We start from the raw sequence: 23,592 nt of genomic DNA, 5'->3' as shown, positions 1-23,592 counted from the left end.
ATTTATTAGTGTTGTGATTTGAAACAAAATGTAAGTAAGGTGAGCTTTGTTAATACGTATTTGTAATGAAGATAAATCTTATTAATTGATTTCTTATTGTATTGATTAAATATACGTGATTTTACTTGTTTTTTTGAATATATTGAGAGTTATTCTTTTTTTATCTTTATATGATGGTTTTATTATGTCATACATTTATCGTTTAATAGCGTAATTCTATTATTTTTTCCTTTTTTTATTTTTAATTTAAAGACTGTTTTGTAATAACTCGTTACTTTTTAATGGATATTGCTATCATTATAAAAAACAGTGTGATTATGATATTATTAATTCTTAAATTAATAATAGGTGGCTTTGTCAATTTTATAATCTTTTTCATCTATTATTATTTTTGATTTCAATATTGAGTTTTCGTTTTCAATTATTATGTCTTCATTTTGGCTGTGGTTTGTTTCTGATTGAGAGTTAATAAGGGTTATTTTTAGTTTAAAAGTGTTTTTTTTGCTAAAAATATAAAGATCAACATAGGATAATTTATAATCAGGATAGCGAATATCTCTTTTACTATAATCAATTAATGGTAATTTATTTTCTCTATTGTTCATAAATAAATTTATTTTCGATTCTAGTACCTGATATTTGTCATTTTGATAATTAAGCTCTAATATAATCTTATATTCATCTTCATCAGGAAATATAAAGTCTATTGAGCCAATATTATTTTTAGATGAGAATATATCTTCTTGATTTAATGTGATATCTGCAACCGTTACTGTTCTTGGCTTATTATTATAATAAATAACAGGGTTTGATTGAGTATTTTGAGATGGAATTTTTCTTTCATCTTTGGATTCTAAGGTTATTTTAATTAAATCTATTGGGCCAACAAAGATAAGTCCGCCATAAGGTGAACCCATAATGCAGCCATTTAATAAACTAACAATGACAATAAGTATTAAATTCCTTATAACATGCATATTGTTTCCTTATTTAGACTGTAATAACGAATATCGATTTAATAGTTGTTTAAAATGATTGTCTATTTGTTGATACTCATAGTCTGGAATTGAATTTGGTGTTGGTTTTTTTTCAAGTAAGCGTAACTCTTCTTCTAAAGGTTTAGCTTGATTGAAATGCTGGCGAGCTTTAAAAATAATAGATTTTAATTCAGAGCCTGTAATATAGTTTTTAGGATTACCATCGAAGCTATCTAATTTTTTACTTAATTCATCCAGTTCGGTTATACCTTTAGACCATTGATTGAGTTGTTCATCTGTAGTGGCATTTATTTTTAGATTATTTTTCCAAAGCTGTGTAAATGATAAAAGTTCTGGATTATCTTGATATTGCTCATTCAAATAACTGATAACTTCAAGCCCATAACTCTGGGCCCATGTGGGAGAAAGTAATGCGAGCTCATTTAAACGCTGTTGTATCACATTAATCTGCTCTGAATTGAGTGTCTGTGTTATATTTCTGCCACTTGCAGGTTGTTGTTCAATAAGAGAGCCTGCATGTGCATTAATGGTTGGAATATAAGGAAAAGCATCTGCTAGATTGTTACTTTTTAATTCAGATAACCAAAAATAAAATAAGATAATAAAAAATAAACTACTGGTTAATGTACCAATTAAAATACCTTTCCATAATTCTCGGTGGTTGTTTTTTTTTGCTGACGTCTGTAATGCAATCGATGGGGAGATGTAGGTTTTAGGTGGTATGGTATTTTTAGTTAAATGAGGGAGGGGTGATAATACTGATTTAGTACTTTGAGATTGATTGTTTTCCTCTGCATTAATAACAGGCGATAAATCAGGAGAATAAAAATTATTATCTAATGTATCTGCATTTTCTAGTTGTCTCGCTTGGGTGATAATTAAATTTTGTAAGTAATCAAACTGGACAAGATGTTTAATTTCTAATGTTTGAAGGTGATGATTAATGTTTTTTAATAATTCTTCAATTTGATAAAGAACAGGTAAGTCGGTATAAACAAATGTTGTTCCTCGAATACCTGAAATTAATTGTTGGTTTAATACAGAAAGAATATTAACACGAGTATGTGTTTGTACAGGCCATACTGTTTGCCAATGTTGAGTTAATATCTTATGGGTTAGATAAAGGCCTTCATTTAAACCATCTAATCCAGACTGGTGCTGCCGAGACAAAACAAACCAAGCAACTGTTTGAAGATCAACCCCATTTTGATTAAATAAAGAAACACACAATTCATGGACATATTGCCAGTTAATATCAGGGCGTGCTGGATGAAAACGTTTATCAAGTTCTTCTTTAATATTAAGAAATTGATTAAATACACGAGGATCACCTCCAATAGGAAGTGAGTCTAAATAAGAGTTCATAGAAGCCTCAAGTTAATTTAAGGTCTAAATGTTATAAAATAAAGTAAAACAAAGAAAAATAGGCTAAGAATAAAATGAATAGAAATACGTTTATGATAAGTTAAATTGTTTTTTTAAATGATGGAGAAATATTCGTCCATCAGGAGAAAACTCTGTACCATAACGTATAAGTCCTCTTTCATGTAATTCAATATCTAAAGAATAACATAATTTTCCAAATTCATTCTCAGGTAATATACCTAGTGTTACTGATTTTATTCTAGGTTCATATTTGAGTAATGTTTTTGATAATATTGCCATTACTTTATGTGAGCTTCCTGGTAATCCTTGAATAAGTTTGCTCATATCAGGTAAGCCATAATCAGGCAAATGTTTTAATGTTCCTGCTCGTGAGTTTAATATTCGACGAATATTATCCATAACAGACAGAATAACTTGGTTTTCTTCGGAGATGGTATCAACTGGCAATCCGCCAGAAAAATACCCCGTTAGCATTTCATAAAGAGAGGGTTGTGGCATCGTTATTTTTTATCCAAAGGTTGTAATGTCAGTGTATTTTCAGCAAGCTCAATTTTTCGTGCTTTATCTGGATCGAGCTCATTTTTAGGAATAACAATTCGCCAGTTATTTTTAGTTTCATCAGGTGTGTGAAACATTACCGCTATTGCAACAAATTCTGTTTCTTTTTCCATTGGCATATCTAAAGAAATAGATTCTCCAGGACGAATACGTAAGTCTTTTTGTGCTAGCAATGAAGATTTTAAAATATCGTTATTTTGATTAAACAGTGATAGATAATCACTATCATTAAAGGTGTCAGCAGATTTTAGTTGGAATACTCTAACAATGACGGAAAGCGAAGAACCGTTATCGTCAGTATTAAGTGCTTCTCGTGCAGTAAAATCTAAATGCAGTACTTTAATTTGCTTATAGAAAATAGATTTAGTTAGAGAGACAGTACCATCGCTAATAGTTTGTGTTAGACCACATCCGGCAAGAGCAAAAACACCAATAAGTAATAGCGCTAGTCGGTAAGTATGGGGGAGAAATATTTGTGGTTTAGAATTGATAATTGCCATATTCATCACTTTTATAATGTTGAGTGCGGAGTGTTAGATATTGATAAAAACCAAGGCCGATGGTGATAAAAGAGTTAATTGGCGGTTTTTCAATAATGTTATGAGGTCGCATTACTGCTGTTCTACCCAGTTGCACACCTTGGCTTTTAGAGGTGCTCAGTGTTGCATCAGGTAATAAATCTCTTGGTAGTGTTAAACGCAACCGTGCATTAACGCGTGAACCTAAATAAACACGAAGCAATGCCATAAAATCTTGATAAATACTACCATCAGGTAGCCAGCCTTTTGCTTCATTTTTATTTTCAGTATGTAACTTTATTAATACCTGGCTATTTACGTCTATCGCATAACTGCCTAAAACGGGTTTATTTTCTAATGTAATAGGAGATAAACACGACATTGCAGTGGGAGCCTCTAGTGCTATTCTTCGTGGATCATGAGGAATAATATTGACCTTTGTTGATGGCGCTAATAATTTTACTAATGCACTAATTCCTTCCGCTGTACGTGTAGGTAGGCGTAATATTCCTAATAGCGCTAAAAAGCGAGATAGGGGGGATTGCACCTGATTAGCACAACCTGGAATACCTAAACCAATTAAACCATAGAGGTATTGTGATGTATTATCACAGCCTCCTTCATCGAAAGTCGCAGGATAAGAATATTTACGCCAAATTCGATAAAATTGTGTAGTCAGTCGATGGTTAAAAATATCTAAAAAATCAGTTAGTGGATCTGTGCCATCTCGATATTGTGCAATATCATCGAGATAAGAAGTAGGAAGCGGTGAGGTAATACCATAAAGCCCCAGAAAGGTAGTACGTAAGCTTGGTACTGTACTTTTACGGTATCTATCAAGGGAGTCAATTCCTTTGATTTCAGTCACTGGAAAACCCATACCGCGATGAGGACGAAAACGAATAGGGTCGTCTTTAGGATCGTGAGAACGTCCTAGTTCATAGAACTTAGCATTAGATTTTTCAAGTAATTGGCAAAAGCGATAGAAATTTATATAAGGTAATTTTTCGCCTAAAGCTTCAATTAACGGGGTAGCTGTGGATTGTGGATCTCTTTCCATTGAATACGTTTTCCTGTTGGTAAGATAATCAGTGTTAATTGATTAAACAGATGAACATCGGCATAAAGTGCAAAAAAGCGATTAAGCATTTCACCAAATAAATGCATATCCCCTTCACCATTAAAACCATTACTGTCTAATGTCACTTCAATATCAATGCCTCGTTGTAAAAAGCCTTTCTCAAAACGCTCAATTAAATGATGTTCAACATGAATAATGGCATCGAGTTTTCGATGATTCATATCATCATCTCGCCAGTCATAGAGTGCGAGCGTACCCCGAAGCACTTCGGCATTGTCCATCATATTAAGAAAACTTGAACCAAGGTGGCTGAGCACTCGCCAATGAAAGCGATCTTCTGAAGGTGGATAAAGTGGTAAAGTGGGTTTACATAAATTACGTACAGTTAATGGAATTTGTAAGGTTTGTTCTGTTCTATCAAGCAATGTGCTTTGTAGTGCTTTACGAGGTAATTGCCCATTAGTTCCAGTGAGTTGTAATGAAAGTGTTTCTGTTTTGGTAGCCAAATCAAGATTTTGTTTTTCACCACCTAAAATAAGCCAAGTATCATGAAGTCCCGCTACACCACGTTTAACTCGCGTATGGTAATAACGTTCAGGGGCATTATGGCGTAACATGCCACCACGATGACGAAAGCTAGTAAATGGCACATAAATAGATTCATTTGTCCGTTGAGAACCATGTACGCTATCAACACTATAAATTTCAGTATGCCCATCTTGAATACGACGTGGGCGTAATAAATATTCACTTTCTAATCCATTAACAGTGAGGGGGTCGGCTTCTATATTGAAAAGGTTAATGACAGGAACACAATGTAAACGGATATTTTCATCACTTAATGTGAGTGAGTTATCCCATAAAGTATTTAGAACAATATCTAACTCAAATTTTGATGTTTCTTCAGGAAAATGGATATCACCTAATCCATTAAGTGACACAAACATAAACTTTTCACGAAAAGAAAAATATTCCAACAGCAATTGATAGCCACTAAATGTGGTATCACCTTTGGGCCAAAGAGTGTCCGTCTCCTTAAATCCTCCCGGTGAAAAATAGAGAGGCACAGCTATTCTGTCTTTTGATTGAGGGAGTTTTAAATAGGTTTTTGAGACTTGTTTGGTTAATGCTAAATGCTAAATGCAGTGCATTAGTTGTTGGAATATCACCCGATAAATAAAACGAAAGCTTATGAAGGTTAACTTCAGACCAGTTAATCATTTCACTACATGTAAATTTCAACCGAATAACTGAACGTCCATCTGGCTCGGTTGTTAAATTAACGGCTTTTATTCTTATTGGATTAAGTGTTAAATCTTGCGTTGTTCGATAGTGACAAATTGTTTTTTTCGGACCAACAGGACGAGAAAGTACCTCAAATTGAGCCGATATTTTATCTGTCATTTTCATTTTTTGAATATCTGGTGTTAATTCAATGATTGATAATGAAGGAATTGTTTGTAAATAATGAGGCCACAATAAACTAACAAGGCCTTCTGTTAATTCAGGTAAATCATCATCAATTTTTTGTCTTAATTGCCCCATTGAAAAAGCAAAGCCTTCAAATAAGCGTTCAACAAAAGGATCGGGTGTACCTGCTTTATCTAAATCGAGCATTGCAGCTCTATCAGGATGTGCTTGTGCAAACTCTTTTGCAGCTTCTTTAAGATAGCGCATTTCCGCATCAAAATAGCGAAGGGTTAAATCATCCATTAAGTTGATACCTTGATTTGTTGAGTAAAATATTAAGAATATAAAATTGAAGAGCGTACAGGATCGATAGCCGTTAATTCACTGAGTAACAGTTCCATTTGTTGTTCAATGCGGTTTTTATCTGAAGTATTACGTTGAATTTTGGCTCTATAAAGGTGAAGTTGTCGTGCTTTTATTTCAAAAATATAGTAAGGCTCCCATTGTGTTAATGGCATCGAAAGCGCTTTTTTATCGAGTTCTCGTAATAAATTTAATGCCAGATCCTGGCGAGCAAATTGTTCTGCTACTCTTGCCATAACGAGGCTTAATAGCCATTTTTGTCTTGGAGTGTTGATATCAGGACGATGTTGTAGCCATTTTAAGGCAACCTCAATGCCTTCATTGTCTGCTTGAGTCATGGCTTCAGGCTCTAGTGCCAATATAGGCTCGTCTTCGGATTGGTGAGATGATGAACACGATAATCCCTGTATGGCATCAAAATTCTCTTCCATAACATGTTGTTTTATCCAACTTAAGGTTACTTCATCAGCAAAGGGAGTACCATCTTCCCATGACAGTTTTTCTAAATCAGGAAGGCGGGTAAGAAATTGTTTTAAATCGTTTTTTATAACATCAGACCATGCATTCCAAGGGGCTGAAGATTTGCTGAGTGCCTGATATAAATACCATTGCACATCTAACCAAAAATGGTTAACTCCTTCAGCAAAAAGCTTGTCAGCTTGTTCTGCAAGTTCTCCCCAACTTTGTTGTAAATAGAGGCGTTTAAGTTGGGCTCTTGCATCCGTTCTTGGAGGGGAAAGGCGAGTACACCCTTGTTGATCTTGTGGTGGAAGTTGATGAAGCGTATCCCATCTCACTACTTTCATTAATCTATGTCCTGCTAACCAGCCACTAGGTTGATTTCGTAAGTAGTTAGCAAGCACTTTGGATTGATCTAATAATTCGCGACCAGATTGTATTGTCTCGATTGGTGTACTTTGTGAAATTAAAGGAGCAGATGAATTGTTGTAAGTCGATTCAGTTCGGCTAATATTTTGAGGTACAACGCTGTTTGTACCACCTGATTGAGCAAGACGTTTTTCGAGTGCTTGATGTAATCCAGCAAGTTGAGGTCGTTCAGCTTCATTCCATGTTGTAAGTTCTGTTTCAATTATCGCTAATAGCGCGATAATACGAGAAAATTCATTATGATCGACTTCGGGATAAAGCGATAAGCTATCTAAAACACGTTGTCCTGATAACCACTCTAAGGCTGATTTTCTACTGGTGGCTCGGCTAGGTAATAACGTGTCGTGATAGCGAGTGAGCAATCCAGCCAAAAGTCCCAACGAATCCGCAAATCCATGTTCACCTTCTTTGTGCAAGCGAGCCCAAATATAATAAGTTACAACGCGCACATCTTTACAGGCGTTGAGCAGTAAATTTTCAGCAAGTAAGCAAATTAGTTCAGTATCGGCACCAGAGAGTTTATTGACTTCTTCTTTCATGCGTTCAAAGTCATCTTCATAGCAGGGATCATCACCTACAGGTTGATTAGGCGTAATGGGTAATAGCCAACGATCCCATAAAGCGATTTGTTGTTGAGCAAGTTGTTGCACTTTGTTTGTATCATCAGCAAAGCATGATGAAATTAAGGTATCCAATAAGGACATAGTGAGCGTATTTCCTTTTAAGATAGTAGGGAATGTGATTTTTATTTAATCCAAAAAGATCTTTTCAGGTAAAACAAAATTGCGTAGTTGCAAGAGTGCGATGGGACCATCGCCCATTTCTGTCCTTAAAGTGTAATTGAGGGATTGTCCATTTAAGGTTTTCCAATTAACAGAATAACTGCTGGTGCTGCCGGCATAAGGGGCTATGTTGGCATCTTCCAATAAACGAATAATGCCCCAGACGCCACGATAATCGCCATAAATACGTGTACCGGTATTGGTGGTGATCCAACTGAGTGATGCACCAGAGGCGACAGTATCCGCTGGCCAAACAAAGCGTTGCCATTGCGGTTGTTGGTTTTCATAGATAAGGGACTGTTTATCTATCATTAAGTGGGTTTGCATAATGTTGGGTGATGTACCCGGACGTAATTCAAAATAAAGGCGTGCTTCACCATTCGCAAAAACCACATCCCCTAAGTAGCTTAATTTATCTAAGGCTTTTAAGAACTCAGGGTTAAAGGTTAAGCCTTGGGCATTGGTGGTATCGGGTACCCAGTGTGTACCTTCTTTATGTAAAACACCGTTAAGGTGGGTTTCAAGGAAGCGTTGGATACGGCCATTATCAGGGCGTAGATATTGCGCCATTAAAGGTAATGAGATTTCACTTTGTGTATTTTTGAGGGGATAACGCCCCCCAAATGCCCTATTCCAATCATTCACAACGGCATTTCGCCATTGGGTATTGATACCTTGTGAGGTCGGCGCTAATAACTGTTGCCATGCTTGAGACATCGGCTGCACAAGCAGTGTTTGTCCAAAGCCACTCCATTCTTGCCCAAAGCTTGCTGCGATTAAGCTGCCATAATCTTGTGTTTCGGATAAATCGACCGTTTTCCCTTCAAAAACACTTCGGGCTAAGGCTTGAGACATCGCTTGGGGATCGGGCGCATTCACTACTTGCTGGAGTTTTAAGCGCACTCGCGTTACACGTGTGAGATAGGCTTGTAAGCTCAATGTATCGCTGTTTTGTGCGGAAGATTGCGGATCAGTAAAAGCCAGTATTGGTGCAAAAACAGGCTCAAGTGGTCCTGTGAATTCCGCCTTTTGACTAATAACCGGTTGCTGTTCTTTGTTTAATAGATCTTTGGCAGAATTCACAAAAGAGTCTGCTAGCTTTTCTTGCTGACGACCAGTTTTACCTTGATAAGAGAGTGTATTCATCAATGCAATAATGGGGGATTGTCTGACATCACTCATTAATGTGAGTTGATCAATCGTATCGGAGAGGCTTTGTGTTTCTCGCCACTGTAATCCATTGAGAAAGCTTAACCAACTGCCTGAAAAATCATTAAAATAGCGTTCAGTCAGGTTTTGTTGCAATTTTTCCGGTGAGATATCAATATCAGCCTCTTTTTGTGTGTCACTTAATACCCAATCTATTTCTTCTCGTCTTTCATAAACGGCTTTTTTAATCGCCGGCTCAATAGAGTCTTCCCAGGCTTTACGAGTAAAAATACCGGGTATCGTTTCTGTTGAGCTTAATAAGAAACTGACATCGGTATCCCCCGTCATATCATCCAAGGTCATATCCGCAAAGTTGTGCTGTGCTTGTTGTAAGATGTTTTGGTAAAGCGCAGACTCGCCATTACGTTGACCAATTTGACGAATAAGAATAGTACGGCTTCCGGCAACTAAAGTGCGATTAGGCTTGATTTTCCACTCATCGTGATACGGTAACTGAGAAGCATAGAAAGTGAATAGTTCTGTGCCTAATGTTTGCCATTCACCGCCTTTTAATCCGTGATATTCAGGCCAGATATTCAATGCCCTTTCAGTGAAGAAAGCCGGATCAATACGGGACGGATCACTCATCATCAAATAGGCTTTCAGTGTTTGATAAGCAGATTGAGCGCCTTCAATTCGTTCAGCGCTTTCAGGGGGATACTGTATAAATGCGTGAAGATGATTTTCGAGACGTTGTTGGGTCGAATCACGTAATAATGGCAACATCGCTTGGCTATAAACCGGCCATAAATGACTGAGCAATTGAGTGTTGTTACTTAAGCCAAAGCGTAACCAAAATGGCACCGCAGTCTGTTCTCGATAACTCAATAACCCCAAGGTTTGTTGTAAGCCATATTGTGCCTGCAAACGGGCAAATTCAGATTGATGATTGTCTGTTGCCAACTGCGCTTGTTGTTGGCTTTGGGTAATTAATTGGCGATTCATAAAGTAAGAGACCACCATACCAATGCCCCACAGCGTCATGGCGGTTGCAACCGTATATTGCAAAATACGTTTTGAATTTAAACCTAACGGTGAGGCTTTTAATGGATAGGGTAGCTGTGAATTTGCCGTGAGGAGTGCTTTCCAATGGTGATTTAAAATCCATTGATTATTTTGTGATGAAGTTGCAGACACGTTATTGTAAGTGGGTGTACTAAAGAGCATGCCAGCAAACGGTAGCGGGCGATAACCCGATAGAAGTGGTGCTAAGTTATTGGCGAGTTTTTCACCGCCTTCATGCTGTAAAAAGCGGGCTAAAGCCAATAAATAAGTGTGTGCTTGATTGTGTAATACAGCGTGTGTGCCTTGCTCAATAAGAGCAGGTAACAGCTTATTCATATCGTTTGAGAGTATTTCTGAAGTGGCATTTAATGGTGCAGAGTAAAGTACTGTTGGTGCCTCTTCCGTGGTCATATCTCCATTATTACTGATATTCCAAAGCCAAATAGGCGCTTGCCAGCGTAATTGACGAAAGAGCTGGTGGAAATAACGGCTTGCGGTGTCTGTATTGGTTGGCGTTAGGTGATTAAAAGTTGATTGAGCCAGCGGTTGTTGCGATAAGGTATTTTCAGAGACCCAAACTACCGCATCTAGTGGGCGACGGCGACGCAGCTGTTTTAAGTCTTGAATTAATTTTTCATCCATACTTTGATTGATATCGCCACCATAAATAAGCAATGTCCCATTGTTTTCTTGCCAGATATCTGTTGTTAGGTTAGGGGTGTGTTTTTCGACAGAAAGGGGTGTGCCGATAAGGAGTATGCGTATTAAATTTTTTGAATTACGATGACCATATTGTTTAAATATATCATCAATAAATGAATTATTTTTTTTGTTTATTTCTGGTAATGTTTTTGTATTATATAAGAAAGGTCTACTGAGTAATGGAATAACTTTTTTCCATCCATAAATAAAAAATGGAAAAGCTAATAATAAAACCATCCAACTGGAAAAAGTAAAAAATACAATTTCTTTAGGTAAATAACTTGTTTTGAATATGTCATTACCAAAAAGATAATAAACTATAGATAATGTAAAAAGGAATATTGTAAGAATAACAGTATAAATAATAAATAAATCCCGAGTTGAAGAAAGCTTATCATTGATTTTCATCTTTGAGAATAACCCCTGCTATATATTGATTATTATAATACCCAGAAATCCATCCACAGCTATTAATATCATTATCCATACAGTGTAGAACAGCAAATGAAATAGCAATAAATGGTGATGAGTAAGTACTATCACCGAAGTAATCTTGTACGATATTATCGGCAGAATAGAGCGGTGTTGATAAAAAAGCATAAGATGCCTGAGTATTAATCGATATATTTATCTCTGGTAATTTCTCCATTCCTGAATATTTAATAATTTGAGAGGATAATTCATTATTGCTTTCACTATTTGATATTTCACAACGATGTAAATTATAGGCTTCTTTATCAGGAAATATTGTCCATAAAAAACCGGTTTCACTTAATTTACCTTCATTGATATCATCAAAAATATTAGAACCGCCAACAAGGTTGTAATGCTCAGGTTTATAATAAAGATAGTAGTTATCAATAATGATATCTAAAGAATTTATTGAATTAATAAATGTGGTTTTTAATGGTGGCGATATATGATTTTCTTTTAGGTGTTCAATAAATTTATTTAGACTACGTTGACTTCCTTTCCAATAAATACTATCTATTTTAATATTGTTAATGTTGTTTTTTTCTCCATTTATAAAATGATCTGCTAGTAATTTAGCCATCATTTCTTCTCTGTTTTTTTTATCTCCAATAAGTGCAGAGCAAGGGATGCGTTCTTGACCATCTTCTATTATAGGAAGTGGTGAAACAGGTCTAATTTTTAAAACTTGATGCCATTTATGTTGATTCTCACCAAGAGAGCCGATAATAATTGCGTCTTTTATGGGGATTGAAGCACTATGGTATAACCACCATTTTTTATTATCATCATCGAATTGTTTTTTAAATAAGTTATTGTTGTGATTATTTAATGTTTTTAAAAAAAGATAAATTAAAAATAAAAATGATGAAACAAAAATGGGAATGAAAATGCTGGATATTAAAATAAAATATTTATTTTCTACTTTACTGTTTGATGAAACAACATTGGTAAAAAATAAAGATAAACCAATAAGGATAAGCATCCATTTTAATAACTTTTTCCAATTTATTGGTTTATCTTGTGAAAATTCAGGGTAACGCGGAGGGTATCTCACGAAAAATCTCCTGATTTTTTAAAGACCGAATTTAAATAAATAGGATTGTTAATAATAATTTAAGCAATCTGTAAGATTTTTTTTGTATCAATAACTTGAGTCAAACTATTAATAACACCTTGTGTTTGCTCAATAACTGATTGGGCTACAGCAATTGATTGTACAGGCCCTGCATTTTTAGTCGGTTTAACATCCTCTGGATTAATAGGTAATGCTAATCCAGTTACCGCATTTACCACTTCATATTCCATTGACATAACGCCTAATGTGCCGGCAAAAGCACCTAATGCATTTTTAATATTCTTTTGTTTAACTACATACGCCATACCGCCAATAAATGTGGCAACACCAATGATTTTTCCGGCAATTGCAACAGGGGATAAAAATTTATTAGTTTCGCTACCTGCATAAATCATTCGATAGCTAAAATAGCTTGCCCAAGGTTCTCTAGATTGTAATGCATCATGCATAAACCAAGCACGAGAATCATGAAATTGGTTATCAAATAAATCTCTTGTTAATAATTCCTCGGGATCTGGCGTATTGTTTTCTTTAAATAGAGGAAATCCATCACCTTTTTTATAAATATCATCACCACTTTTTTTCATATAAAAATATTCAGCTTTTTCATCATCAGTATTTAATAAGCACATTATATTCGTTAGTAAATTATCGACAGAAAATTGTTTCCAATTTCGGACTTCTCTTCGTTCATCATAATAGTCCGCTTTAAATTCTTCAGCGCCTTCTCTCAATTGTGTTTTGCCTAGCATGGGTTCATAATGCGGAGGTCCTGCAAGATCGCTTGGTAAAATGGTGTCTGTACCATTTTTTATTTTTTCGTTTTGTGCTTTTTTTATATCACCTTTAGTAGTTTCCCATGTTTCTTTATCTTCTTTGATCTGTTCAGTTTTATGTTGTAATGCATTTTTATAAAAATCTTGATTAAAAAGATTCATATCGGCATATCTATCAATACGCCAAGCCGTCATCCATGCCATTTGTTTTTCGACGACTTTTTCTAATGTTGTATTTGCACGGCAAGCATTGAAGCTTCCTGAGAAATTAGTAGTAGCCACGGGTGGTAACCCCAATGTAATTTTTCGCCATGCATTAAAGCGCTGAATTAGGGTTGGGTTGATTTTGAATAAACTAAGTATTTTCGGCTCTACAGGTTCACTCATATTCTTTTTTGAAATTGTTAATGGAGATTGAACCGTTACATTAAGGGGGGAGCCTGCTTGAAATGCTGAAAGATAGAGATCATGTAAGACGATTTGTGAAACTAACATGGAAGGGTCTTCAAATGCCTTACCCTGATCGCCTACCAGATATCCCCCACCAACATCGGAGTGAACACCTGGGTAAACCACTTCTTCAATATCAGATACTTTAGGATAATAACCATGTTTATTATCTTCATTATCCCAAACATAAGGACGTCTTATTGTGTCTAATGGAAAACAAAAACGTTGCTCATGAGCAGAAACAAAATGGCGACAGCACTTAATAAAGTTAGGAAAAACTTTTTCACTGGGGAGTTGTTGAGTGCCATTTGCCCAATCCATATGACCCGAAAAGAAAGGTGCTAAGTGCACTATACCCACAGAAGGGACAGTATCTAAAATACCAATAAATTCGACTTTTACGTCAATACCGCATAATGTTTGAACAGGTTTATCGGCTCCTTCTGGGGTATCAAATAATTGCGTCACCCAATTAATAAAGGCTCTTGCTTCCGCCGCACCACGAGAGAAACCATAAACATAAAGTTTGATCGTTAATGTTTTAGGTTTAAGTTGCAACCCTTCAATAATCTCTTTTTTATTAATTAAAGAATGGATAACGGCACGGCGACGACCTTTACCGCTAATAGGAAGATATGTTGGGGTTGCCATATCTTTTAAGTGAGTACGTAATTCAGACGTTACTAATTCTTTTTGATTTGAAGCAATGATTAATGTATTGGCTAACATTAATAATGCCCAATTAATACGGTTCTCACCCCCCGTAGCATATTTTAAACCCGTAGTAGTGAAGTTATATTCTGCTATTTCAGGAAAGGCGGTACCAACTCCGGGCATATAATATTTAAAATATTCTCTATCTTTTTTAGCTTTATCTTCAGAGTCTTCGTTAGTAACTTCAAATAATCGCGTAATATTGGTGGCGGTTTTAGGTTCAGCCGCCATATCCGCTTTGCGGTTATTATTGGTGCCATCGAAAAAGAAACTAATATGTAAATTACGACAGCAGTTATTTTTTACGCCAGCAAGGCTGGAATTATGATTTCGTTTCTCTTCTTCTCGTGTTTTGTAGTTATTCTCTATTTGTTGTTGCGTTAGTTCTAGTCGCCCATCATCTGGGAAATGATTAGGCACCCAAACTGGTTCTGCTTTTATTTCTTCAAACATACAGCGGGCTCCTTCATTTTCATTGGTTCAGTGATTGGGTATTCGGGATCGTGATAGCTATAACAGGACGTGGTGATTTTCACCTCATTACAAGGTAAAAAATGCACTTTAACGCTACATGGTTCGTCATATTGCGGGATCGGCACCCAGGCTTCGTGATAAGTCGTATAACGGTCTAATTCTTTTTCCCAGCGGTTATAGGCTTCGACTTGGCTAAATTTAGGAGCTTGAGATATTTTACTTTTATCGAGTTTTTCCCACTTTATATGGGCGATTAAATTAGGGCGCCATTTTTCGGGGATCATCACACAACAGACGGTGCCACCAATGCTGCCGTAACCTTCATTAATTGAAAACGCGGTAATACTGTATTGAGTGTGGTTATAGCCTTGAAGCCCGGCCCCTAACATCGGGTTTTTCGGTTTTGCCCCCCAAGAGCCCGCATTGGCGCAACCAGAAAGGAAAAAAGAGATAATTAAGAGTGAGACAAGCTTGGGGAAAATTCGCCAAAAGGTTATTTTTGGGGACATACTGCGGGCTCCTTCATTTTCATTGGTTCAGTGATTGGGTATTCAGGATCACCATAGCTATAGCAAGAGGTGGTAATTTTCACCTCATTACAAGGTAAAAAGTGGACATCGACACCACACACTTCTTTATCATATTGTGGAATAGGCACCCAGGCTTCGTGGCTTGAGGTATTATCGTGTAGCTTTTGCTTCCACTGACGATAGGCTTCTACTTCGTTAAAGTTAGGTGCCGGGAAGGGTAAATTATTTTTATCTACTTTATTCCATTGAATATGTGCGATTAAATTAGGGCGCCATTTTTCGGGGATCATCACACAACAGACGGTGCCACCAATGCTGCCGTAACCTTCATTAATTGAAAACGCGGTAATACTGTATTGAGTGTGGTTATAGCCTTGAAGCCCGGCCCCTAACATCGGGTTTTTTGGTTTTGCCCCCCAAGAGCCCGCATTGGCGCAACCAGAAAGGAAAAAAGAGATAATTAAGAGTGAGACAAGCTTGGGGAAAATTCGCCAAAAGGTTATTTTTGGGGACATACGGCGGGCTCCTTCAAATTATGAGGCTCATTAATCGGGTATTCAGGATGGCCATATCCTTTGCAAGACGTGGTGATTTTGACTTCGTCGCAAGGCAAAAAATGGACTTTAACGCTACATGGTTCGTCATATTGCGGGATCGGCACCCAGGCTTCGTGATAAGTCGTATAACGGTCTAATTCTTTTTCCCAGCGGTTATAGGCTTCGACTTGGCTAAATTTAGGAGCTTGAGATATTTTACTTTTATCGAGTTTTTCCCACTTTATATGTGCGATTAAATTAGGGCGCCATTTTTCGGGGATCATTACACAACAGACGGTGCCACCAATGCTGCCGTAACCTTCATTAATTGAAAACGCGGTAATACTGTATTGAGTGTGGTTATAGCCTTGAAGCCCGGCCCCTAACATCGGGTTTTTCGGTTTTGCCCCCCAAGAGCCCGCATTGGCGCAACCAGAAAGGAAAAAGGAATAGGCTAGAATTAATAATATTAGTTTTAATTTAATCATATTACCTACTTTATTTATTATAAAATAATGATGAAATATAAATAATTAGTTTATGATTTAATATTTATATCAGAAAGGGAACTTACTAAAGTACAGCCACAAGCGCAATGATGTCCATCTAATGCAATTGATTTTTTATTTATTATTGAGTTTGTTGCTCCTTCAATAATTTTATTTTTACCATGTTTATTACAAATAACAGTATCACCAATACAAGCGACAGGTTTCCCATATGCTAAGTAGCTTCCGGTCATCACTTTTCCACCATAAGGATTTAAGGTATCTCCAACTCTAATTATTTTTTTCATTTTATGTTCTATCTAAGTATGAATTTAAAAAATAGTAATATGAATAATTTAATTATTAAAAGAGTGTTTGCGAATATATTCCTCTGTAGTGCCTAAGTAATCGCTGTTATTAGCTTGAATAGCAAGGTGATATAAGCGATTAAAGTTTTCTTCTTGAGTTATTGATGTGTTATTAAATTCAGAATATGACCTTAGTTCTTCAGCATCACTAATACAGCCAATTTTATTAATTTGTTCATCGTTAAATTGTATTATTGAGAAAGACTTATCCTCAATTTCTGGGTGATAGCTACCTAATAACCAACTCATATCATTATCTCTATCTAGCCAGCCCCAAATAAATGTAATATCAGTAAACCTTTTTTGTTGTTCAGATGTAAGAATATCTTTTATTAATGTTGGAAATACTCGTGTATCATAAAAACGAAGTAAACAAGATTTAAATCCCCATTCTACTTCTGCAAGAGAAAGCAAAAAAGTAGATAACATATTAAATGAAAGAGGGGATGATGTTATTAATAATCTAGGCTCTGAATAAAGTAATTCAAACAACTCTTCTAACAAAATTAAGTGTGTACTTTTATTCCATTCAATACGAATAAGCAGGGGGGCTTGTTCCAAAAAACCTTCTTCTGGCATATTAGTGAAAAGAGAAAACCATCTAATATCATTATCCATTTTGATTAACGCTGGAACAATAGGGTTCTCTATCCCCGCTTGATCAATAATAATATCAATATAATCTAGATGCGTTTTTTCCGAGATCAATTTTAATTGATTTATCCACTGCGTTGTTATTTCTTTTGAGGGGGCTTTCAATGTATTATTCACGAATGGCGACTCCCATAGCATTTTCTTGTGCTTTCTTTAAACACTCTTTACAAACAGATTGAGGAAGGTCAGGTAATGGAAAATCTTCACTCGCCGGCTCACTCCAAATATGTTGTCCTTTTAGACTTAATCGGCTTGGTGAGTGGATTTCAATTTGCCCATCAGGCATTATTTTTATATATCCACCGCCACAACCTAAAGTAATTCCATTTTTAGCAGTTAATTGAATATGACCTTGAGTTGATTGAACGGTAATATCTTTAAGTGCTGTCGCTTCAAAGATATCGCCATGCGATTCTAATTCAAAAGGCCCTTTTCCTGAGACAATGCGTATTCCTTCTTTTTGAGATAGCATCGAAATTTTTTTATAAGCATTGACAGCTATATTCTCTGTACTAGATAAGTGCATTTCACCTTTCGTTTGAGCATAGAGTGCTTCAACACTTTGCATAAGTAATGTTTCATTGGTAACAATGCCTATTCCTTCTGGTGCATGCATTAGAATAGAAGGGGATGCTAGTTTATCAGTATTTTTTAAAAGATTATCTAACTCTTCTTTTTCTGGTTGGAGATTGTGGTGTGCTTGAGTAATTTCTCTGCAATCATCTAGTTGACTTATTGCACCTTTTATTAACGATATTGCAGGTTCCATTGCCAGCACTTCACCACCGGCTTTGGCTTGATTATCTGCACTAATAAATAATCCTTTACCCGCTCTTATTGCTCCCCAACTATCAGTGCGTAACTCAAAGCCTTCGCCACGTTTATCACGATTGGCATCGACAATATGACCTAAGCTTAATTGAGATTTACCTCCGTATTCGGTACTGAGTTTGATATGTTCTTGCCCGCGTTTATCCTCCATACGTAGCTTATTATTAGCCGGAGTACGAATAACATTACGAGTGTTGTTTCTATCCGTTACATGGTCGGGATGGCGCGAATCATGCAATGCATGGGCGATATAAGGTCTGTCTGGGTCACCCTCATGAAAGGCGATAGCGACTTCAGTCCCTTGAATTAACGGAAAATGCATCCCATAGGTATCACCTGCATAAGGTTTTGCCAAACGTACTGGCATACTTTCATAACCCATGGGTTTTTCATCACGGTCGGCATCAAATTTTACCCAATAAAAGCCGTGTTCATTTTGGTGTGCGTAAATATCGTTATCTTTTGCGCTAGTAATGCGTGCAGTCAGTGTGCCTGTAATAATGGGGCGAGGCTTAACAATAGGGCGCCAACAAAGTGTTTCACTATAAGGAGTTGCATTAAATCGTACTTGTAGTGCTTTTTCTCGGCCACCACTAAAGCGTACGCGGGTAATTAAAATGGGTGACTGAAACACTGAGGGTAATGATGAAGGTATTGTGCTGTCAGTGATGGAAAGCACTTGTACCGGTGATAAAAAATCTGCATTACTTTCGCCTTTTAAGCGAGTTTGTCGAGTTAGAAAACGTTCATGATCAAGCCGAGCCCAAAAGTTTGCGGTTTCGGCTTCTGGTGTGATTTTATCACCACGAGTAAGGTGTCTTGCTTGGTAATGATAAACTTCACCATAGTGAATATCATCCCCTTCACCACGGGTCATATCCGTTACTGCTGAAATCAAGGTGTCTTGTGATTGGCGGTGGTTATAGTCTTTGGTGAATACATTTTGTTCAACCACTTGATGATGTAATGATAACCCCCATACGCTTTCTTGGTGATTATCATTCATACCTGATGGGCTATTTAAAGGCAGAGTTTTATCAAAGGTATAAGCACTTTGGCGATCGGCAAAACGGATCACTTCGGTTTGTGTTTGGTCTTGCAAATAGAACGAATAAAAAATACCGACTTCGCTCAATAATCGTTCAATAAATTGGCGATCACTTTCATGATATTGGTTGATTTGCTCACGTTTGGGATATTCATTTTTCAGTGTAAATTCAAACTCCCAATCTTTTAAATTATGCTCACGTAAAATTTGGCTGACAACATCGGGCACCGACTGGTTGAGGAAGAAACGATGTGTACGGATTTGATGGCGTAATAATGCAAAAACAGGCTCAATCACGAGTTGATAACGCGCTTCATCCACAGATCCAGATAAACGCCGAAATTGGGTGACAACACCGTGAACTTGCTTGGTGATAGGCTCTTGCGTTGCCAAATCGGTAATACTGTTAATTGGCGGTGTAAAGGATAGGGTTGCACTACGACGCAAGATTTGTTGTGGTTGTAAGTCTTGAGCTTGGCAAGTAAAGGTAATTTGATAATGGTAAGTATCACTTATTGCTTCGCGTCCTGTGAAGTGTTCTACATCAAATAAAACATCACAACCTTGTACATTAAGATGATAGCGATTTTGTCCATTAAGTAGAGTCTGAGTTGTTTTTTTTAAGTTCATAGCTGAATTATATAAACACATCCCGTTTGTTTATTATTAACAAACTTTCGGTGTTTATCCTTGTGAAAGAGTTATTAGATGATATTAATTATTAATATAGCGGTTTAATGAATTGGATATTTTTTGTGTATTTTTATCTTTTTTTATTTCATTAAGTTTATTTATTATTTTTGTAACTTGATTAGTCTGAATTGATTTGTCGTCTTTTATTCTACTCTCTATTTTCTTATTAATTAAACTTAAACCATAGGTAGGTAAATAATCGAGTTTTATATATTTTTTGTTGTTTTTATCTCGATAAGTAAATTCATCAGCTGATAAAATTCGCATAGACTTGCTCCATTTATCACCAAAATAGATCATGCGAGATAAAAAATAACCGCCGAAAGGCTCGCGAAGCCCACTTTCAGAATGCATAAACCAAGCTCTCGAATCATGTATATGGTTGTCTAATAGATCAATTATTTCTCCTAAATAAGAGTCACGATTATTTTTAATTAAAACAGGCTTTAATATAGAATATATATATTTACTTTTTTCTATTAGGCTTAAATATTCATAATGTTCATCTTGATAAGTAATTACATGTACATATTCTTCTATTGTACCATCTAAATTTTGTAAAAAGAGCGATTGACCTACAACACCTATAGGTAAAGTATTTTCAGGTAACGAGTCACAGGTTGTATCTGGTTTATAATATGGATTATCTATAGAATGATAGTAATCAATTCCTTGGCAAGCTTTTTCTGTGCGAAGTGTAAATTGAATTAAAGGTGAAGGACGAGGTAAATCATTATAATCTGCTTTAAATTCTAAAGAAGCTTCCCAAAATTGGCCTCTTGCATTAGTTGCATCAAATAAAGGAGGGCCTATATTTTCAGGCGAAGGTTGCCAATTATCAACATCAGTTTGTTTACTTTGTTCTTTTTCTCTATTTTTACGGATTTTGGTACTTTTACTCTCTATATCTGAATACTCTTTTGCTAATGCACTACTGGCCTGTTTACTAAATTCCGGCTCATAGGGTTGTGCTTTTATATCTGCATGTTGTGGTGCATTTTTAAAAAAGTCTTGTTTTGTAAGATTCATTTCTGAATCTTTGGATGAAGCATAACGCCCAATACGCCAAGCGGTGATTAAAATAAGCTGGCATTCAATAACACTTTCAATATCAGCGGTGATAAAGCGGTTAGGTATATACGACTTTATATTATTATCTTCTTTTTTTATTGTTATTTCAGGAAGGGTCTGTTCTCGCCATATATTGTATTTATCAATTAATGATTTTGATATTTCAAATTCCTTTAATGAAGATTGTTTCATTAATCTAAATATATACTTTTCCTGTTTTTCTTTAGGTAATAATGAAAAAAACTCTTCACTTAACGCTAAAGGAGCTCCTGCATCTATTGCAGTAGCGTACATATCATGTAAAGCAATTTGAGATATAAGCTCTTTATGGCCTGCCCTTGCTTTACCTTGGTCTCCAGATGGATAACCGCCACCTATATCAGAGTGCATTCCGGGGTAAATTACTTCTATGGTATTAGAGGGATAGTTACCTTCAGGTGTACGTATTGAATCAACAGCAAAGGATTGGCGTTGTTCATGAGCAGCTACAAAATGATAACAGTTTTTAATTAAATCTGATTTGGGGAGTTGTTGAGTGCCATTTGCCCAGCCATTATGACCAGTAAACATAGGCATAACATTGGCTAAACCAACGGCAGGCACGGTATCAAAAATGCCTAAAAATTCAACTGAAACGGGAATACCATAGATAGTCCCTTTAGGAAACATTAAAGGTCTTAATGGAGGAGCTTGTGTATATAGATAAATAAGAAATTTATCTAACCAATACACAAATGTTCTTGCTTCTGCTGCACCTCGAGAAAAACCATAAATATATAATTTTAGAGCGACCAGTTTAGGCTTCTTTTTTATAATTTTATTTCTGATGGCTCTAAATTGTTCTAATAAAATATTGGCTGGATTATGACTATTCGAATTGCTCATCTTTAGCAATAATATACGCATTTTAGCTAAAGTAAGCTCATGGCCTGTTACGGCATGAAATAGAGTATTATATATTTGAATAAGTGCCCAACTAATACGGGCTTGACCGCCCGTTGCGTAAGTTAACCCTGAACTGTAATACTCGTAAGTTTTAATTTCAGGAAAAGGGGTGCCAACACCTGGCATATAGTAAGCATAAAATCCTTTTTGTTTAGCTTGGTAATCATTAGGTGCACAGGCATGATAAAGTTTTGCCACATTAGTGGGGTGTGGTGGTTTTGCATCATCTGTATCATTTTTATTATTGTTATTGGTGCCATCAAAAAAGAAGCTAACATGTAAGCTTTTACAACATTGGGTTGTGCCTTTTTCAGTGGCGTAATGTTTATGCTTATTCTCTTCTAATTCAATTTTTTTAATATTCTCTCTGACTTGCTGAGAGTTCAGTGTTAAACGTCCTTGTTCGGGAAAGTTTGGAGGAGCCCAGCAGGGATCACCTTTGGTTGCATGTTGATCGTTTAAATTCGCTTTGATGGCATGGATAAGCGCAAAATGGAGTTGTTTATCAGTGAGTATTTTTATGGACATACTGCAGGCTCCTCCATAAAGCTAGGCTCTTTAATGGGATAGTCAGGGTGATTAGTCGCATGACAAGAAAGAGTAATTTTTACTTCCTGACAAGGGAGAAAATGGACATCCATACTGCAAGGCTCGTCATACTCGGGAATGTCAACGACTTTACTGTAATGGCGATAATTGGCTTTGTGTTTGTCCATATAAGCCCTAAAGTTAGGATCGGCTACACCGGGTATATCTGTAGGGTATGCATCGGGATCGACTTCCCATTCCACTAAAACGGTTTGATTAGGTGTCCATTTTCTCGGCACCATAATGCAACAAGTTCCTGCCGCACCTTGCCCATAATAGCCATTAACTTTAAACCAATTTACGGAGGTGCCTTTCACGTGGTTAAATCCGTGTAAATTCCCAGCCAGATATTCCACTTTGGGTTTATGGATAAAGAGAAAATAGACAGCAAGAAGAGCAATGATTATCCCAACAAACACGAGTTTTTTGCGGGTTAATTTTATGGACATATTTCAGGCTCTTCCATTCCCAATGGTTCTTTTATTGGGTATTCGGGAAGCCAAGGAGAATAACAAGACAGGGTGATCTTGACTTCTTGGCAGGGAAGAAAATGGACTTTCACACTGCATGGCTCGTCATATTCAGGGATTTCAACCATTTTTTGATAGTGACGATAATTGGCTTCGTGTTTTTTCATATAAGCATCAAATTTGGGATCTGTCACACCCGGTGAATCTGTAGGATATGCATTCGGATCGACTTCCCATTCCACGTTGACCCATTGATTAGGCGTCCACTTGGCAGGTACCATAATGCAACAAGTTCCTGCCGCACCTTGCCCATAATAACCATTAACTTTAAACCAATTTACGGAGGTGCCTTTCACGTGGTTAAATCCGTGTAAATTCCCAGCCAGATATTCCACTTTGGGTTTATGGATAAAGAGTAAATAAATCGCAATAAGAGCAATGACTATCCCAATACATGCAAGTTTTTTACGGGTTAATTTTATAGGCATACTTAGATTTCTCTATTCC

18 protein-coding genes and 1 pseudogene are annotated in these 23,592 nt (G+C 36.4%); all 19 read right to left on the bottom strand.

What is annotated here, in order from left to right:
* Positions 1 to 338 precede the first annotated feature (338 nt).
* Positions 339 to 917, bottom strand: a complete 579-nt coding sequence (locus GTH24_RS14610) for a hypothetical protein (protein WP_164526577.1) — start codon at positions 915 to 917, stop codon at positions 339 to 341.
* A gap of 69 nt (positions 918 to 986) precedes the next feature.
* Positions 987 to 2,363 carry a VasL domain-containing protein gene (locus GTH24_RS14605; protein ID WP_164526576.1) on the bottom strand — a complete coding sequence of 459 codons (1,377 nt, stop codon included), beginning with the start codon at positions 2,361 to 2,363 and terminating at the stop codon, positions 987 to 989.
* 90 nt (positions 2,364 to 2,453) lie between these two features.
* Positions 2,454 to 2,882: a type VI secretion system baseplate subunit TssE gene (gene tssE / locus GTH24_RS14600; protein ID WP_072070789.1), complete on the bottom strand. Its 429-nt coding sequence runs from the start codon at positions 2,880 to 2,882 to the stop codon at positions 2,454 to 2,456.
* Positions 2,883 to 2,884: 2 nt separating this feature from the next.
* Positions 2,885 to 3,448, bottom strand: coding sequence for a type VI secretion system lipoprotein TssJ (gene tssJ / locus GTH24_RS14595; RefSeq protein ID WP_082151846.1), 564 nt, complete (start codon positions 3,446 to 3,448; stop codon positions 2,885 to 2,887).
* Complete coding sequence (gene tssG / locus GTH24_RS14590) at positions 3,423 to 4,520, bottom strand: type VI secretion system baseplate subunit TssG (protein ID WP_072070787.1); 1,098 nt, start codon at positions 4,518 to 4,520, stop codon at positions 3,423 to 3,425. Before tssG ends, tssJ begins: the two co-directional genes overlap by 26 nt.
* Positions 4,484 to 6,254 (bottom strand): annotated as a pseudogene (gene tssF / locus GTH24_RS14585) (type VI secretion system baseplate subunit TssF). The gene tssG and the pseudogene tssF overlap by 37 nt, the downstream one beginning before the upstream one ends.
* A gap of 32 nt (positions 6,255 to 6,286) precedes the next feature.
* Positions 6,287 to 7,906 (bottom strand): type VI secretion system protein TssA, encoded by a 1,620-nt coding sequence (tssA, locus tag GTH24_RS14580; RefSeq protein WP_115350726.1) that lies wholly within the window; start codon positions 7,904 to 7,906, stop codon positions 6,287 to 6,289.
* Between the two features lie 45 nt (positions 7,907 to 7,951).
* Entirely contained in the window at positions 7,952 to 11,308 is a 3,357-nt protein-coding gene (locus tag GTH24_RS14575) for an ImcF-related family protein (RefSeq protein WP_164526575.1), read from the bottom strand.
* A complete protein-coding gene (locus tag GTH24_RS14570) occupies positions 11,295 to 12,428 on the bottom strand; it encodes a hypothetical protein (protein ID WP_072071151.1) in 1,134 nt (377 codons plus the stop codon). The genes GTH24_RS14575 and GTH24_RS14570 overlap by 14 nt, the downstream gene beginning before the upstream one ends.
* Before the next feature lie 59 nt (positions 12,429 to 12,487).
* Positions 12,488 to 14,842, bottom strand: coding sequence for a T6SS phospholipase effector Tle1-like catalytic domain-containing protein (locus tag GTH24_RS14565; protein ID WP_072071150.1), 2,355 nt, complete (start codon positions 14,840 to 14,842; stop codon positions 12,488 to 12,490).
* A complete protein-coding gene (locus GTH24_RS14560; protein WP_072071149.1) occupies positions 14,827 to 15,372 on the bottom strand; it encodes a DUF3304 domain-containing protein in 546 nt (181 codons plus the stop codon). The genes GTH24_RS14565 and GTH24_RS14560 overlap by 16 nt, the downstream gene beginning before the upstream one ends.
* Positions 15,357 to 15,908, bottom strand: coding sequence for a DUF3304 domain-containing protein (locus GTH24_RS14555; protein ID WP_164526574.1), 552 nt, complete (start codon positions 15,906 to 15,908; stop codon positions 15,357 to 15,359). The genes GTH24_RS14560 and GTH24_RS14555 overlap by 16 nt, the downstream gene beginning before the upstream one ends.
* Entirely contained in the window at positions 15,893 to 16,417 is a 525-nt protein-coding gene (locus tag GTH24_RS14550) for a DUF3304 domain-containing protein (RefSeq protein WP_164526573.1), read from the bottom strand. The genes GTH24_RS14555 and GTH24_RS14550 overlap by 16 nt, the downstream gene beginning before the upstream one ends.
* A 50-nt stretch (positions 16,418 to 16,467) precedes the next feature.
* Positions 16,468 to 16,725 (bottom strand): PAAR domain-containing protein, encoded by a 258-nt coding sequence (locus GTH24_RS14545; RefSeq protein WP_164526572.1) that lies wholly within the window; start codon positions 16,723 to 16,725, stop codon positions 16,468 to 16,470.
* Positions 16,726 to 16,773: 48 nt separating this feature from the next.
* Positions 16,774 to 17,556 carry a DUF4123 domain-containing protein gene (locus tag GTH24_RS14540; RefSeq protein ID WP_164526571.1) on the bottom strand — a complete coding sequence of 261 codons (783 nt, stop codon included), beginning with the start codon at positions 17,554 to 17,556 and terminating at the stop codon, positions 16,774 to 16,776.
* A complete protein-coding gene (locus tag GTH24_RS14535) occupies positions 17,549 to 19,948 on the bottom strand; it encodes a type VI secretion system Vgr family protein (protein ID WP_164526570.1) in 2,400 nt (799 codons plus the stop codon). Before GTH24_RS14535 ends, GTH24_RS14540 begins: the two co-directional genes overlap by 8 nt.
* An 84-nt stretch (positions 19,949 to 20,032) precedes the next feature.
* Positions 20,033 to 22,555: a T6SS phospholipase effector Tle1-like catalytic domain-containing protein gene (locus GTH24_RS14530; protein ID WP_164526569.1), complete on the bottom strand. Its 2,523-nt coding sequence runs from the start codon at positions 22,553 to 22,555 to the stop codon at positions 20,033 to 20,035.
* A complete protein-coding gene (locus GTH24_RS14525; RefSeq protein ID WP_164526568.1) occupies positions 22,546 to 23,064 on the bottom strand; it encodes a DUF3304 domain-containing protein in 519 nt (172 codons plus the stop codon). Before GTH24_RS14525 ends, GTH24_RS14530 begins: the two co-directional genes overlap by 10 nt.
* Complete coding sequence (locus tag GTH24_RS14520; protein ID WP_164526567.1) at positions 23,055 to 23,573, bottom strand: DUF3304 domain-containing protein; 519 nt, start codon at positions 23,571 to 23,573, stop codon at positions 23,055 to 23,057. Before GTH24_RS14520 ends, GTH24_RS14525 begins: the two co-directional genes overlap by 10 nt.
* Between the last annotated feature and the right edge of the window lie 19 nt (positions 23,574 to 23,592).

The organism is Proteus vulgaris, assembly GCF_011045815.1.
Classification (GTDB): Bacteria; Pseudomonadota; Gammaproteobacteria; order Enterobacterales; family Enterobacteriaceae; genus Proteus; species Proteus vulgaris_B.
This window is presented reverse-complemented; position numbering and strand designations above follow the sequence as displayed.

Excerpts from the sequence above, each read along its gene's own strand:
- tssJ (WP_082151846.1), bottom strand. The coding sequence starts at position 3,448 with ATGAATATGGCAATTATCAATTCTAAACCACAAATATTTCTCCCCCAT.
- GTH24_RS14605 (WP_164526576.1), bottom strand. The coding sequence starts at position 2,363 with ATGAACTCTTATTTAGACTCACTTCCTATTGGAGGTGATCCTCGTGTA.
- GTH24_RS14530 (WP_164526569.1), bottom strand. The coding sequence starts at position 22,555 with ATGTCCATAAAAATACTCACTGATAAACAACTCCATTTTGCGCTTATC.
- GTH24_RS14575 (WP_164526575.1), bottom strand. The coding sequence starts at position 11,308 with ATGAAAATCAATGATAAGCTTTCTTCAACTCGGGATTTATTTATTATT.
- GTH24_RS14545 (WP_164526572.1), bottom strand. The coding sequence starts at position 16,725 with ATGAAAAAAATAATTAGAGTTGGAGATACCTTAAATCCTTATGGTGGA.
- tssG (WP_072070787.1), bottom strand. The coding sequence starts at position 4,520 with ATGGAAAGAGATCCACAATCCACAGCTACCCCGTTAATTGAAGCTTTA.
- GTH24_RS14555 (WP_164526574.1), bottom strand. The coding sequence starts at position 15,908 with ATGTCCCCAAAAATAACCTTTTGGCGAATTTTCCCCAAGCTTGTCTCA.
- GTH24_RS14520 (WP_164526567.1), bottom strand. The coding sequence starts at position 23,573 with ATGCCTATAAAATTAACCCGTAAAAAACTTGCATGTATTGGGATAGTC.
- GTH24_RS14535 (WP_164526570.1), bottom strand. The coding sequence starts at position 19,948 with ATGAACTTAAAAAAAACAACTCAGACTCTACTTAATGGACAAAATCGC.
- GTH24_RS14550 (WP_164526573.1), bottom strand. The coding sequence starts at position 16,417 with ATGATTAAATTAAAACTAATATTATTAATTCTAGCCTATTCCTTTTTC.
- GTH24_RS14525 (WP_164526568.1), bottom strand. The coding sequence starts at position 23,064 with ATGTCCATAAAATTAACCCGCAAAAAACTCGTGTTTGTTGGGATAATC.
- tssE (WP_072070789.1), bottom strand. The coding sequence starts at position 2,882 with ATGCCACAACCCTCTCTTTATGAAATGCTAACGGGGTATTTTTCTGGC.
- GTH24_RS14610 (WP_164526577.1), bottom strand. The coding sequence starts at position 917 with ATGGGTTCACCTTATGGCGGACTTATCTTTGTTGGCCCAATAGATTTA.
- tssA (WP_115350726.1), bottom strand. The coding sequence starts at position 7,906 with ATGTCCTTATTGGATACCTTAATTTCATCATGCTTTGCTGATGATACA.
- GTH24_RS14560 (WP_072071149.1), bottom strand. The coding sequence starts at position 15,372 with ATGTCCCCAAAAATAACCTTTTGGCGAATTTTCCCCAAGCTTGTCTCA.
- GTH24_RS14565 (WP_072071150.1), bottom strand. The coding sequence starts at position 14,842 with ATGTTTGAAGAAATAAAAGCAGAACCAGTTTGGGTGCCTAATCATTTC.